We start from the raw sequence: 12,602 nt of genomic DNA on the forward strand, positions 1-12,602 counted from the left end.
TCATCTGGGGCTATAGCTCAGCTGGGAGAGCGCCTGCCTTGCACGCAGGAGGTCAGCGGTTCAATCCCGCTTAGCTCCAAAAATCTTTTTTTAATCTTAGTTTTACAAACACTTCAAAAGAAGTTGAATTATTTTTTAGTCCAAGAGATCTTTTTACACATCTTTCATCTGTCCTTAAAAATAAGTTAATTTTTTTTTCAAAAATAATAAAAGAAGGCAAACTAGATTTACCCAAATTTAATCGCTCTTTAATTTTTTTAAAGTACACCTTAATGAATTTATCATCAGGTAAAAAAAACATAGAAAACTTTAAATTAGATAAAGTATATTCATGAGAACAACACAACATAGTATTATTTGGGAGAGAAGCAATCATTTTTATAGAATTATACATTTCTAAATGTTTATTTTTAAAAACACGCCCACAACCACCTGAAAAAAGACTATCTCCAGAAAAAATATATGGATGACTATAATAAGAAACATGACCTGGTGTGTGACCTGGGGTAAAAAAAACATAAAAAATTTTATTTAAAATAAAAATTTTATCACCTTCGCTTATAATTTTATTGACACCGTGTCTTTTTGTTTCGTTAGGACCAAAAACAGTTATTTTTGGAAAATTTTCAACAATTTTTTTCACCCCTCCGGTATGATCAATATGATCATGAGTTAATAAAATAGCTATAGGTTCCCATTTTTTTTTCTCTAGCTCCTTTATTATAGGTTCAGATACACCAGGATCTATGATTATGCAAAAACTTTGAATATTGTAAAGAATCCAAACATAGTTATCAGACAATATAGGTATTTTTTTTAAAAACATAATATTTTCTTATTCTATTGTTGTATTTATTTTTATAAAATAATTATAATTTACTATTTACTATTTTCATAGTAAATATCTTTTATTGAAGGATTTCTAGCAGATTGACGTGCTATAATATCACATCTTTCATTTTCTAAATGACCAATATGAGCTTTAATCCAAAACCAGGTTACAAAATGTTTTTTTAAAGCTGTATTAATGCGCAACCATAGATCTAAGTTTTTTACAGATTTTTTTTTAGCAGTTTTCCATTTTTTTTTTTCCATATAGGCATCCAATCTATAATTCCTTTTTTTACATATAAACTATCTGTTGTAATTTCAACGAAACACGATTGATTAAGAGATTCTAATCCTGATATTACAGCCATTAATTCCATTCGATTATTAGTGGTTAGATGAAATCCTGAAGTTAAGATTTTTTCATGTTTTTTGTAACGTAATATTGTACTGTATCCTCCTGCACCAGGATTTCCTAAACAAGAACCATCTGTAAACATTTTAACTATTTTTAACATAATGATAGCTATTCCAAATTATCTAATTATATTTGAATAATTTAAATTTAAAAGTATTATGAACAAAAAAAGAATAATTATATTAGATACCGAAACAACAGGTATAAATCACACTAGTCTTCCTCATATAAATCATAGAATTATAGAAATTGGAGCTGTTGAAATTATTGGACGGCGTTTTACAGGAAATAATTTTCATGTTTATATTCAACCTGGTAGATTAATAGAATCTAGCGCATTAAAAGTTCATGGAATTACTAATGATTTTTTATTAGACAAGCCTTTTTTTAAAGATATTGCTGATCAGTTCTTAAATTACATCAATAAATCTACATTAGTTATTCATAATGCGTCATTTGATTTAGGATTTATAAATCAAGAATTAATGATGCTAGACAAAAAAATGAAAAATATTGATACGTTTTGTTCTATTGTAGATACATTAAAAATAGCTCGGACATTGTTTCCTGGAAAAAAAAACACGTTAGATTCTTTATGTACGCGTTATAAAATAAATAAATCTCACAGAACTCTACATAGTGCAATAATAGATGCTTATCTTTTAGGTAAATTATATCTTTTAATGACTGGTGGTCAAGAGTCTATGTTTTTTTATGACGTTAAAAATCATAAAAAAAGTTCTCAAAAACCAAAAAAAAATATTAAAAAAAAAAATTTTTCTTTAAAGATATTACATCCTACAGCACAAGAAATGGATCTACATAAAGAATATTTGCAATATATGAAAGATAACAGTCTATGTTTGTGGTGTTAATTTTTAAATAAATATAAAAAAGATTATTGACTGATTTTTTAAAATATGTACAATATAAGAATACTTAAAAGGTGTGGTAGTTCAGTTGGTTAGAATACCGGCCTGTCACGCCGGGGGTCGCGGGTTCGAATCCCGTCCGCACCGAAAAAATTTAAAAATATTATCTAAAATTTATTATTTAAAATAAAATATTTAATTTTTATTAATATAAAATTCATATTCAAAATTATGTATAAAAAAACAATTTTTTCTGAATTCGATGTCGCATTAAACATATTAAAAAAATTTTTAGAAGATGACATTCAAATAGAAAACATCCAAAAATCAGCTATCCTAATCGCTCAATCATTTAAAAACGGCAAAAAAGTAATATCATGTGGAAATGGAGGATCACATTGTGATGCAGTACATTTTTCAGAAGAACTAACTAGTGTGTACCGTAAAAAAAGATCCGGCTATCCCGCTATTTCTATTTCTGATAGCAGCTATATGTCTGCGGTAGGTAATGATTTCGGTTATGATCAAGTATTTTCACGTTTCATTGAAAGTGTTGGATGTCTAGGTGATGTATTATTAGCAATTTCTACTTCTGGAAATTCTCCGAATATAATTAAAGCTATAGTAGAAGCAAAGAAAAAAAAAATGAAAGTAATTGTTTTAACAGGAAATAATGCAGGTAAAATCAAAAAATTATCTGATATAGAGATTTGTATTCCTTATTATGGGTATTCAGATCGAATACAGGAAATGCATATTAAAATTATTCATATATTAATATTAATTATTGAAAAAGAAATGCAAAAACACTAACTATTTTTTAAATGATTTTTGTTAAATACACTAAAAATCCTATAATAATTTCAGAATATTTCCACTTTTTAATCAATACTATTTTATAGTTTCGGAATTTTTTTTATGAGTGAGAAATACATTGTTACCTGGGATATGCTTCAAATTCATACTAGAAAACTAGCTAATAGGTTACTTAAAAACATACATTCTTGGAATGGTATTATTGCTGTAAGTCGAGGTGGTCTTGTTCCATCAGCTTTATTAGCAAGAGAGCTAGGCGTTCGATGTGTTGATACTGTGTGTATTGAGAGTTATAATTATGATTGCTTAAAGAAAAATAGAAAAATAATTAAAAAAGCAGAAGGTGATGGGGAACAAATTATTGTAATAGACGATCTAGTGGATACTGGTGGTACTGCAAAAATCATACGAAGTCTATATCCAAAAGCATATTTTGTAACTATATTTGCAAAGCCGATGGGTCGTTTATTAGTTGATGATTACATTATAGACATCCCCCAAAATATATGGATCGAACAACCATGGGATATGTCAATTTCTTACATTCCTCCTATTATTCAGAACTATAAAATCAAATAAAACATCTTAAAAAAATAATATTATTTTTCCTAAGAAATTTTTAATTAGATAGTTTTAAATAAATAAAATTAAAAATTTTCAAAATAAATACATACTAAAAAGGATGTTTTTATGGTAAATACAGAAGAAAAAAAAATAGATAACAAGAACAATATAAAAATTAATGATGAAGAAAATAACAATGATTATCTGATAAAAAAAAATTTAACCCAATTTTTAGAAATTCAATTAAAAGAATCTGAACAAAAAATAATAGAATTAGAAAATATTACTGAAAAAGAAATAATGTTGGTTTTTAATAGACTAAACAAAGAAGTTGAAAAATCCATAAAGTTTTCCTTGGAAAAATTGATCATAGATTTTCTTCCTATCGTAGATAGTATTGAACGTGCACTAAATTTAATAGAAATCAGCGAATCCAAAGAAAATTATATAGAAATTTCAAATAAGTTAAAATTTATTTGTAATATGTTCGAAAAATTCTTTAATGTATTTGGTATTAAAAAAATAAATGATGTTAATGTATTATTTAATCCCTCTATCCATCAAGCTATGTCAGTACATTATACTGATGAAATAGAATCTAATCAAATAGTTAACGTAATGCAACCAGGTTATATTTTGCACGAATCTCGTTTATTACGTCCTGCTATGGTTATAGTTTCGAAGAAAAAAACATAAAATTTTATATATTTTAGATTTAATAATGTTTTTAACTTGTTATTATTAAATCTAAAAATAATTTTTTTAATATTTTAATATATTTTTAAATTTTTATTCGATCTAAAAATATTTTTCCTTCTCCATTCTCTAGGATCAATCGTCAAATTTCTATAAATTTCAATTCTATCGCCGTCTTTTATTTTTGATTTTAAATGTACTATTTTATTATATATTCCTATTCTATTATGATAGAACGATATGTTATTTATTAAATTTAATAAATTTGATGCCAAGATAGCGTCTTTTACAGTAGATCCTAATTTAATCTTAACTTCTCTAATATATTGAATTTCTGGTAAAGCATAAACAACTGTTACTTGAATGATGTTCATATTTTTTTGAAAATTTTTATTGTTGATTTCATTAAAATTATACAAAGATTATTTTTATTTTAACTTATTTTACTTTTGGAATGAATTTAATTATGTTACCTAAGAAAAAATCTCATAAACAATCATCTAAAATTGTAATAAATAAAAAAGCATATCATAATTACTTTATAGAAAAAGTGTTTCAATCTGGTCTAGTCTTAGAAGGTTGGGAAGTTAAATCTATTAGATCAGGTAGAGTAAATATTTCAGAAAGTTATATAATAAGTTATTACAACGAAATATATCTTTGTAATTCTTTAATTCAGCCTTTACATATGTCTTCAAATCATATTATTTGCAATCCAACAAGAAGAAGAAAATTATTATTAAATAGAAATGAAATTGATTTTTTATCTCTTAAGAGAAAAAATATAGGATATACAATAATTTCATTGTCTTTATTTTGGAAAAAATCTTGGTGTAAGTTAGAATTCGGATTAGCAAAGGGTAAAAGCATGCACGATAAAAGAATAAAATCAAAGAAACAAGAATGGGTAAAAGAAAAATTTAAAATACTCAAAAAAACAAAAAAAACATATTAAAATATTTTATGAACTATAAAATAGATGAAAATTGGATGAAAATTGCCTTAAAATATGCATATTACGCTAAAGAGAGAGGTGAGGTTCCTGTAGGTGCAATACTAGTATTTAAAGAGCGTATAATCGGAACAGGATGGAATAGTTCTATTACTAAAAATGATCCAACTGCACACGCAGAAATTATAGCTTTACGTAATGCAGGAAACAAAATAAAAAATTATCGATTTCCAAATACTACATTATATGTCACTTTGCAACCTTGTGTTATGTGTTCTGGAGCAATCATACATAGTCGTATTAAACGTTTAGTATTTGGTGCAAATTATGAAAAATTAGATAATAAATATTATTTGAAAAATATTTTTCTAAATGCACAAAAAGATTATAAATTAGATGTTAAAAAAAATGTTATGCAACAGGAATGTTCTAATATTTTAATAGATTTTTTTCAAAAAAAGAGAAAAAAATAAATTTTATTTTTATAAAACTTTACAATTAAGTTTCTAAAACAACTAAAGCATATGCGTATAATTTTTGATCAGATATGCTTACATGTATGGATTTACATTTTATTTCTTTAGATCTTTGTAAAGCGTTTTTTAAAAAACATAATTTTGGTTGTCCTGATTTATTATGAAAAAATTCTAATTGATTAAATGTTATACCATAATTTATACCTGTTCCTAATGCTTTAGCAGCTGCTTCTTTAGCAGCAAATTTTTTTGCAAGAAAACTAATATTATTTTGATTAAAAATATATTTTTTCCACTCTTTTGCAGATAAAATTCTTTTAGCAAAATTATCCCCATGATTTAAAATAATGTTTTTAATACGCAATATTTCTATAAAATCTATTCCTATACCTACAATTGCCATTATGAAAGTAAACCTTTTATAAATATAATTTATTTAATTTGTAAAGATAATTATTTTTTAAAATTAGTTAAATATTTTAACTTTTAACTAATTTTAAAAAATTAGCTATGTAATTTTATTTTTTAACTTTTTATATTTGATCCATAACACTAGGTGTGTTTTAATACAAAATTCTTTTTCTATGTTATTTCTTGAAATAATGCTGACCTTCTTTATTCTTTCTCCATTATGACCAATTAAAATACCTTTTTGCCTTATATTCTCAACCCAAATTATAGCTCTTATATAAAGATTCTTTTTCTCCTTTTTTTTACAAGATTCAATTTCTACTTTTATTATAGAAGGTAATTCATCTCCTGAAAATAATATTAATTGTTCTCGAATAATTTCAGAGATTGTAAAAAATTGAGAGTTTGTTGTAATATGAAACTCAGGATAGATATGAGGTTTCTGAGGTAAATAAGATTTTATTATATTATTTAATAAAATTATATTTTTTGTTTTTTTTGCAGAAATAGGGATAATATCTACAAAATCAAATTTTTTTTTAAGAAAATTAATAAAAGGCAATAAAACAATTTTATTAATAATTTTATCGATTTTATTAATGACAATAATAATTGGTATTTTATATTTTTTTATTTCATTTAAAATTATCTCATCATAATTAGTCCAATAAATTTGATCGATAATCAACATTATTAGTGTTGAAATATTTATTTTTTCATGAAAATTATTTTTTAAATGTTGAATATGATTACTTTTTTTATCAAAAATTATACCAGGTGTGTCTATATAAATAGATTGATGATTATTTTGAGTTTTAATGCCAGTAATATTATTTTGTGTGGTATTTTTTTTTCTGGATACAATAGAAATTTTTTTACCAACTATTTTATTGAGTAATGTTGATTTACCAACGTTCGCTTTTCCGATAATAGTAATGTATCCACAATTTTTTTGTTGTATTTTCACTCTACACCTAATTGAATTAATGCTTTTTGTGCTGCGTCTTGTTCGGCTTTTCTTCTACTAGAACCAGTTCCAATTAAATATTCTGAAATCATACTAATTTTACAATGAATAGTAAATACTTGATTATGAGCTTCACCATATACTTCAACTATAAAATATGTAGGTAAAGATAAATGTCTTGATTGTAAGTACTCTTGTAATCGTGTTTTAGGATCTTTTTGTGTATCTCCTGGACTAATTTTTTCTAATCGTTTTTCATACCATTTTAATATTAATTCTTCTACTGTTTTGATATTACTATCTAAATAAATACTACCAATTAAAGCTTCTACAGTATTAGCTAAAATAGATTCACGACGAAAACCTCCACTTTTTAGTTCTCCTTGGCCTAATTTCAAATATTCTCCTAAATCAAATTCATATGCAATTTCTGCTAGGGTATTCCCTCTGACTAAAGTTGCTCTCATGCGACTCATATCACCTTCATCAATATATGGAAAATGCTGATATAAAGCATTAGCAATTACAAAACTTAAAATAGAATCACCTAAAAACTCCAGTCTCTCATTATGTTTACTGCTTGCGCTACGATGTGTTAATGCTTGTTTTAGAAGATCTTTATGAGTAAAAGTATATCCTAGTACTTTTTGTATTTTTTTTGTCACGATATGATTCATTTTATACCGATTTTCAATAATATTTTAATTGATTGTATATATAAAAAGAAAACAGAAAATTTGATAAAATCGAATTTACACACTAGTCAAATATAAATATATATTACTAATTATATTTTGACTATACTAATTCTTTCTAATATATATTTCCAATTCTATTTATACGTATACCAGTAGGCCACTCATTTTCGTTTTTTTCAAAACTCATCCATATTTTAATAGCTTTTCCCACTAAGTTTTTTTCAGGTACAAAACCCCAATAACGACTATCTAAACTATTATCACGATTATCTCCCATCATAAAATATTGATCTTTAGGTACAATCCAAGTTAATTTAGGCATATTTTTTTGTTGAAAATAATCTTTTTTTGAGTTTTTCATCTCATCTAACAATAATATATTGTGTTTAAAATTGTTAAGATTTTCTTCGATGATATTAAAGTATAATGAATTATATATTTTTTTTTCTTTTGTTGTATTTTCCTTATTTGAAAAATATATTTTCTGAATAAAATCACTTGATTTAGGTCTAGAATAATTAATTAACAATTTTTCTTGACATTTTTTTTTATTTGAATAATTAGCGCATATGTGCATGTGTTTACTATTAAAATTATATTTAATTTTATCTCCAGGCAATCCTATTATACGTTTAATATAATTTATATTATGATCTTTTGGATGTTGAAAAACCACGATATCACCACGTTTAGGTTTACTTGTTTTTATTAATATTTTATGTGTAATTGGTTCTTTAATACCATATGAAAATTTTTCCACCAAAATAAAATCACCAACTAAAAGAGTAGGCATCATAGAACCCGATGGGATTTGAAAAGGCTCATAAATAAATGAACGTACAATAAATATTATTAAAAAGATTGGGAAAAATGATGCTAGAGAATCAAAAAAATATATTCTATCTTTTAATTTTATTACATTTTTCTGATATAGGTGATTATTTTTAAGTATTTTTTTATTAATTAAATAATTCTTAAGATTTTTAAAACGATAAAAAATCCAAAATATTCCAGTCACTAACGTACTAATTAATAAAAAAATAGTTAATATATTAGCCATTTTTATTTCCTTTTATTAATTTTTTTTGGTATTTAAAATTGAAAGAAATACTGTTTTAGGCATATTAACGTTACCTATCTTTTTCATTCTTTTTTTTCCATCTTTTTGTTTCTGTAATAATTTCTTTTTTCTGCTAATATCACCACCGTAGCATTTTGCTAATACATTTTTTCTTAATTGTTTAATGGTAGAACGTGCAACAATGGAATTATTAATCGTTGCTTGAATAGAAATATCAAATTGATGTCGTGGTATTAACATTCTCATTTTATCAACTATTTCACGAGAACGATATTGCGCGTTTTTATAATAAGCGAGTATTGTTAACGCATCTACTTTTTCTGAATTGATTAATATATCGATACGTACCATTTTAGAAGATTGAAAACATTTAAAATCATATTCCAATGAAGCATATCCACTGGAAACCGACTTTAATTCATCAAAAAAATTTAATACTACCTCATTCATGGGTATATTATATTTTAATAATACTTGATGTGTATGATAAACCATGTTAATTTGTACACCTCTTTTTTTTACACATAACTTAATTACTGGACCCAGAAATTGAGGAGGCAATAGAATATTGCATTCTACTATCGGTTCCTTAATTGTTTTTATATTACTCATATTAGGAAAATTAGAAGGAGTATCTAAATAAATTATTTTTCCATTAATTAATTCTATTTCATAAATTACTGTAGGTGCTGTTGAGATTAAATCAAGAGAATATTCTCTTTCTAAACGAGCTTGAATAATTTCCATATGTAATAAACCTAAAAATCCACATCTAAATCCAAACCCAAGAGCTGTAGAATTTTCTGGTTCATAAAACAAAGAAGCATCATTTAAACTCAGTTTACCTAATGCATCTCTAAACGTTTCGTATTGATCTGATGTAAGAGGAAATAGACCAGCATATATTTGAGGTTTAATTTTTTTGAATCCTGTTACCGTATTTTTTGCTGGATTGTTCGCGTGTGTTAATGTGTCTCCAACAGGGGCTGCAATAATATTTTTTATACCACAAATAATCCAACCGACTTCACCACATTTTAATTTTTTTTTATTCATTTTTTTTGGAGTAAAAACTCCTAATTGATCAACAATATAATTTTTTCCTGTACTCATTACTTGAATTTTATCTTTTTCACATACAATTCCATTTTTAATTCTGATTAAGGATACTACCCCTAGATAATTATCAAACCATGAATCTATAATTAAAGCTTGAAGTGGAGAATTTATTGAACCATTAGGAGAAGGAATATCAGAAATGATACGTTCTATAAGATCTTCAATACCTTCCCCTGTTTTAGATGAGCATCTAATTGCATCTAATGCAGATATTCCTATAATATCTTCAATTTCTTTAGCTACTTTATCTACGTTTGAATTCGGGAGGTCTATTTTATTTAATACTGGAACAATTTCTAAATTCATGTCTAATGCAGTGTAACAATTAGCTAAAGTTTGTGCCTCAACTCCTTGTGTAGAATCTACAACTAATAACGCACCTTCACATGCAGCTAATGATCGAGATACCTCATAAGAAAAATCTACATGACCTGGAGTATCAATAAAATTCAAATTAAAAATTTCACCTGATTTGTTTTTGTAATCAATCATCACACTTTGAGCTTTAATAGTAATTCCACGTTCTCTTTCTAAATCCATTGAATCTAATACTTGATTAAACATTTCTCGTTCAGATAACCCACCACATATTTGTATTAATCGATCAGACAAGGTTGATTTTCCATGATCGATATGAGCTATGATAGAAAAATTTCTTATATTTTTCACATTTTTAATACCATGTTTATTTTTTATATATTTTAACATGCAGTAAAAATATTTTTTATTGTTTTTGTAAATTTTTCAATAAAATTAATTTATTTAAAATAAAAACCAGTTAGACATAACATGTTTTATGAATATAAGAACATAATTTATTTATTATTCTTTTTTATAATATATAATGTAATATTAAATATGTTACAAAATATATAAATAAAATATTAAAACTAATATGATTTAACATGAAAATAAAAAAAAATAAAAAAGTAATTATTGCTATGTCTGGAGGTGTTGATTCATCAGTTTCGGCATGGATTTTAAAAAAAAGACAATATCAAGTAGAAGGTTTGTTTATGAAGAATTGGGAAGAAGACGATAAATCAGGATATTGTAATTCTACTCAAGATTTGTTTGATGCCGAACAGGTATGTAAAAAATTAAACATATATCTTCATAAAATAAATTTTTCTTCAGAATATTGGGAATATGTTTTTAAAGATTTTTTAATTGAACATAAAAAAGGAAAAACACCAAATCCTGATATATTATGCAATAAAGAAATCAAGTTTAATATGTTTTTGAATTATTCAATTCAAGAATTAGCAGCAGATTATATTGCAACAGGACATTATGCTCGTATACAAAAAACAAATGGAAAATATTTACTGTTAAAAGGCATTGATCTTAATAAAGATCAAAGTTATTTTTTATATACTTTAAATAGTACTCAACTTAAAAGAATTTTATTTCCTATTGGACATTTAAAAAAAACTAAAGTTCGAGAAATTGCTAGAAAAATAGATTTAAAAATTGCTGAAAAAAAAGATTCTACTGGTATTTGTTTTATTGGTCCTAAAAAAATAAAAGATTTTTTAAGCTCTTATCTTCCTAAAAAAAAAGGTGATATAGTTACAGTTTCTGGAGAAGTTATTGGAAAACATCAGGGAATTTTTTATTATACTTTAGGTCAACGAAAAGGTTTAGGTATTGGTGGAATTAAAGGAAAATATAACATACCATGGTATGTTGTGGAAAAAAATATTAAAAAAAACATATTAATTGTTGCTCAGGGTTCTTATAATGCACATCTTATGTCTGTAGGCTTAATTGCTAAAAATATTAATTGGATTAATAATGATCAACTATCTTTTCCCTTTTCTTGTATGGCAAAAATAAGATATCGTCAAAAAGATATTATATGTAAAATAGAACATATAAACAATAGATATATACAAATATTATTTGATTCACCCGTTGTTGCAGTTACACCTGGTCAATCAATAGTTTTTTATTTGTCAGAGATATGTATAGGTGGTGGAATTATTTTATCTAGATTACCATTAATGTAAATCGTAATTTTAATTATTTTAAAGATTAAGGAGATAATTGTGATAAAAAAAATGGACTTAATTACGTTATCGCTTGCAGGCATATTTCAATCAGCTCATTTAGTACAGCAACTAGCTCATTCAGGAAAATGTGATAGTAACGCATTTAGCATATGCTTAAAAAGTATCTTAGAAATTAATCCTACTTCTGTAATTGCAATATATGGAAATCATGAAAAAAACTTATTAATAGGATTAAAAATGCTATTATCAACTTTAACTTTTTCTAGTTTTTCCTATTCTTATATTGAATTGATTAAATATATTTTAAATATGATGACTATTGAAAGAAAATTAAAAAATAATCGCATGGCAATTTATTCTTTAACGAACAAAATAGCAGTTATATCAAATGAATATTATTCAGATTGTAATACAAAAAATTTAACTAGTAAACTAGCAAAATTATATCTCAAAATTATTAGTTCTTTAGGTTCTCGCATTTTAGTAAGGGGAGTAAAAAATTTTTTAAAAGATCTTCAAATACAAGAAAAAATTCGATGTTTATTATTTTCAGGCATACGATCTATAGTTTTATGGAGACAATATGGTGGTAATCAATTACAACTAATATATTTTAGATATTTTATTATTAAAAAAATAAAAAAAATATTATATAATTTAAGAAATATTACTTAATTCTTCTTTTAAAG

The 12,602-nt window shown here is 24.9% G+C and carries 15 protein-coding genes, 2 tRNA genes and 1 pseudogene; 10 read left to right on the forward strand and 8 right to left on the reverse strand.

The window, feature by feature from the left end:
• The first annotated feature begins 6 nt into the window (after window positions 1-6).
• A tRNA-Ala gene (locus tag D9V72_RS01240) sits at window positions 7-79 on the forward strand.
• On the opposite strand, the gene gloB is transcribed toward D9V72_RS01240, so the two are convergent.
• Both gloB and rnhA read right to left on the reverse strand, forming a co-directional pair.
• Entirely contained in the window at window positions 71-826 is a 756-nt protein-coding gene (gene gloB, locus D9V72_RS01245) for a hydroxyacylglutathione hydrolase (RefSeq protein WP_158354778.1), read from the reverse strand. The two genes, D9V72_RS01240 and gloB, sit on opposite strands and share 9 nt — an antisense overlap.
• Window positions 827-879: 53 nt before the next feature.
• Window positions 880-1,346, reverse strand: a pseudogene (gene rnhA, locus D9V72_RS03150) (ribonuclease HI).
• A 58-nt stretch (window positions 1,347-1,404) separates the two neighbouring features.
• Between rnhA and dnaQ the strand changes: the two are divergent.
• From dnaQ to D9V72_RS01280, 5 genes are all read left to right on the forward strand, one after another.
• The gene (gene dnaQ, locus D9V72_RS01260) at window positions 1,405-2,121 is read left to right on the forward strand and encodes a DNA polymerase III subunit epsilon (RefSeq protein WP_158354784.1); all 717 of its coding nucleotides are present in this window, start codon (window positions 1,405-1,407) and stop codon (window positions 2,119-2,121) included.
• Between the two features lie 70 nt (window positions 2,122-2,191).
• Window positions 2,192-2,265, forward strand: a tRNA-Asp gene (locus D9V72_RS01265).
• Between the two features lie 84 nt (window positions 2,266-2,349).
• Window positions 2,350-2,931: a D-sedoheptulose 7-phosphate isomerase gene (gene lpcA / locus D9V72_RS01270; RefSeq protein ID WP_158354786.1), complete on the forward strand. Its 582-nt coding sequence runs from the start codon at window positions 2,350-2,352 to the stop codon at window positions 2,929-2,931.
• Window positions 2,932-3,036: 105 nt separating this feature from the next.
• A complete protein-coding gene (gene gpt / locus D9V72_RS01275; RefSeq protein ID WP_158354788.1) occupies window positions 3,037-3,513 on the forward strand; it encodes a xanthine phosphoribosyltransferase in 477 nt (158 codons plus the stop codon).
• Between the two features lie 111 nt (window positions 3,514-3,624).
• Window positions 3,625-4,194, forward strand: coding sequence for a nucleotide exchange factor GrpE (locus tag D9V72_RS01280; RefSeq protein ID WP_158354790.1), 570 nt, complete (start codon window positions 3,625-3,627; stop codon window positions 4,192-4,194).
• A gap of 74 nt (window positions 4,195-4,268) precedes the next feature.
• On the opposite strand, the gene D9V72_RS01285 is transcribed toward D9V72_RS01280, so the two are convergent.
• A complete protein-coding gene (locus D9V72_RS01285) occupies window positions 4,269-4,568 on the reverse strand; it encodes an RnfH family protein (RefSeq protein ID WP_158354792.1) in 300 nt (99 codons plus the stop codon).
• A 92-nt stretch (window positions 4,569-4,660) separates the two neighbouring features.
• Between D9V72_RS01285 and smpB the strand changes: the two genes are divergently transcribed.
• The gene (smpB, locus tag D9V72_RS01290) at window positions 4,661-5,149 is read left to right on the forward strand and encodes an SsrA-binding protein SmpB (RefSeq protein WP_158354794.1); all 489 of its coding nucleotides are present in this window, start codon (window positions 4,661-4,663) and stop codon (window positions 5,147-5,149) included.
• 8 nt (window positions 5,150-5,157) lie between these two features.
• A complete protein-coding gene (tadA, locus tag D9V72_RS01295) occupies window positions 5,158-5,619 on the forward strand; it encodes a tRNA adenosine(34) deaminase TadA (RefSeq protein ID WP_158354796.1) in 462 nt (153 codons plus the stop codon).
• Window positions 5,620-5,644: 25 nt separating this feature from the next.
• On the opposite strand, the gene acpS is transcribed toward tadA, so the two are convergent.
• The 5 genes from acpS to lepA form a co-directional block, all read right to left on the reverse strand.
• Window positions 5,645-6,025 (reverse strand): holo-ACP synthase, encoded by a 381-nt coding sequence (acpS, locus tag D9V72_RS01300; RefSeq protein WP_158354798.1) that lies wholly within the window; start codon window positions 6,023-6,025, stop codon window positions 5,645-5,647.
• 105 nt (window positions 6,026-6,130) lie between these two features.
• Window positions 6,131-7,000 (reverse strand): GTPase Era, encoded by an 870-nt coding sequence (era, locus tag D9V72_RS01305; RefSeq protein ID WP_158354800.1) that lies wholly within the window; start codon window positions 6,998-7,000, stop codon window positions 6,131-6,133.
• Complete coding sequence (gene rnc / locus D9V72_RS01310; RefSeq protein ID WP_158354802.1) at window positions 6,997-7,677, reverse strand: ribonuclease III; 681 nt, start codon at window positions 7,675-7,677, stop codon at window positions 6,997-6,999. The genes era and rnc overlap by 4 nt, the downstream gene beginning before the upstream one ends.
• A gap of 136 nt (window positions 7,678-7,813) precedes the next feature.
• Window positions 7,814-8,758 carry a signal peptidase I gene (lepB, locus tag D9V72_RS01315; RefSeq protein WP_158354804.1) on the reverse strand — a complete coding sequence of 315 codons (945 nt, stop codon included), beginning with the start codon at window positions 8,756-8,758 and terminating at the stop codon, window positions 7,814-7,816.
• 15 nt (window positions 8,759-8,773) lie between these two features.
• The gene (lepA, locus tag D9V72_RS01320) at window positions 8,774-10,567 is read right to left on the reverse strand and encodes a translation elongation factor 4 (RefSeq protein WP_187308305.1); all 1,794 of its coding nucleotides are present in this window, start codon (window positions 10,565-10,567) and stop codon (window positions 8,774-8,776) included.
• Between the two features lie 236 nt (window positions 10,568-10,803).
• On the opposite strand from lepA, the gene mnmA reads away from it, so the two are divergent.
• Window positions 10,804-11,910 (forward strand): tRNA 2-thiouridine(34) synthase MnmA, encoded by a 1,107-nt coding sequence (gene mnmA / locus D9V72_RS01325; protein WP_158354807.1) that lies wholly within the window; start codon window positions 10,804-10,806, stop codon window positions 11,908-11,910.
• Window positions 11,911-11,949: 39 nt separating this feature from the next.
• Window positions 11,950-12,588, forward strand: a complete 639-nt coding sequence (gene hflD / locus D9V72_RS01330) for a high frequency lysogenization protein HflD (protein ID WP_261979230.1) — start codon at window positions 11,950-11,952, stop codon at window positions 12,586-12,588.
• Window positions 12,589-12,602 lie beyond the last annotated feature (14 nt).

Origin of the sequence: Buchnera aphidicola (Macrosiphum gaurae), from assembly GCF_005080965.1 — a bacterium.
Lineage (GTDB): Bacteria > Pseudomonadota > Gammaproteobacteria > Enterobacterales > Enterobacteriaceae > Buchnera > Buchnera aphidicola_S.

Excerpts from the sequence above, each read along its gene's own strand:
- dnaQ (WP_158354784.1), top strand. The coding sequence starts at position 1,405 with ATGAACAAAAAAAGAATAATTATATTAGATACCGAAACAACAGGTATA.
- rnc (WP_158354802.1), bottom strand. The coding sequence starts at position 7,677 with ATGAATCATATCGTGACAAAAAAAATACAAAAAGTACTAGGATATACT.
- acpS (WP_158354798.1), bottom strand. The coding sequence starts at position 6,025 with ATGGCAATTGTAGGTATAGGAATAGATTTTATAGAAATATTGCGTATT.
- lpcA (WP_158354786.1), top strand. The coding sequence starts at position 2,350 with ATGTATAAAAAAACAATTTTTTCTGAATTCGATGTCGCATTAAACATA.
- D9V72_RS01285 (WP_158354792.1), bottom strand. The coding sequence starts at position 4,568 with ATGAACATCATTCAAGTAACAGTTGTTTATGCTTTACCAGAAATTCAA.
- lepB (WP_158354804.1), bottom strand. The coding sequence starts at position 8,758 with ATGGCTAATATATTAACTATTTTTTTATTAATTAGTACGTTAGTGACT.
- mnmA (WP_158354807.1), top strand. The coding sequence starts at position 10,804 with ATGAAAATAAAAAAAAATAAAAAAGTAATTATTGCTATGTCTGGAGGT.
- gloB (WP_158354778.1), bottom strand. The coding sequence starts at position 826 with ATGTTTTTAAAAAAAATACCTATATTGTCTGATAACTATGTTTGGATT.
- tadA (WP_158354796.1), top strand. The coding sequence starts at position 5,158 with ATGAACTATAAAATAGATGAAAATTGGATGAAAATTGCCTTAAAATAT.
- gpt (WP_158354788.1), top strand. The coding sequence starts at position 3,037 with ATGAGTGAGAAATACATTGTTACCTGGGATATGCTTCAAATTCATACT.
- smpB (WP_158354794.1), top strand. The coding sequence starts at position 4,661 with ATGTTACCTAAGAAAAAATCTCATAAACAATCATCTAAAATTGTAATA.
- D9V72_RS01280 (WP_158354790.1), top strand. The coding sequence starts at position 3,625 with ATGGTAAATACAGAAGAAAAAAAAATAGATAACAAGAACAATATAAAA.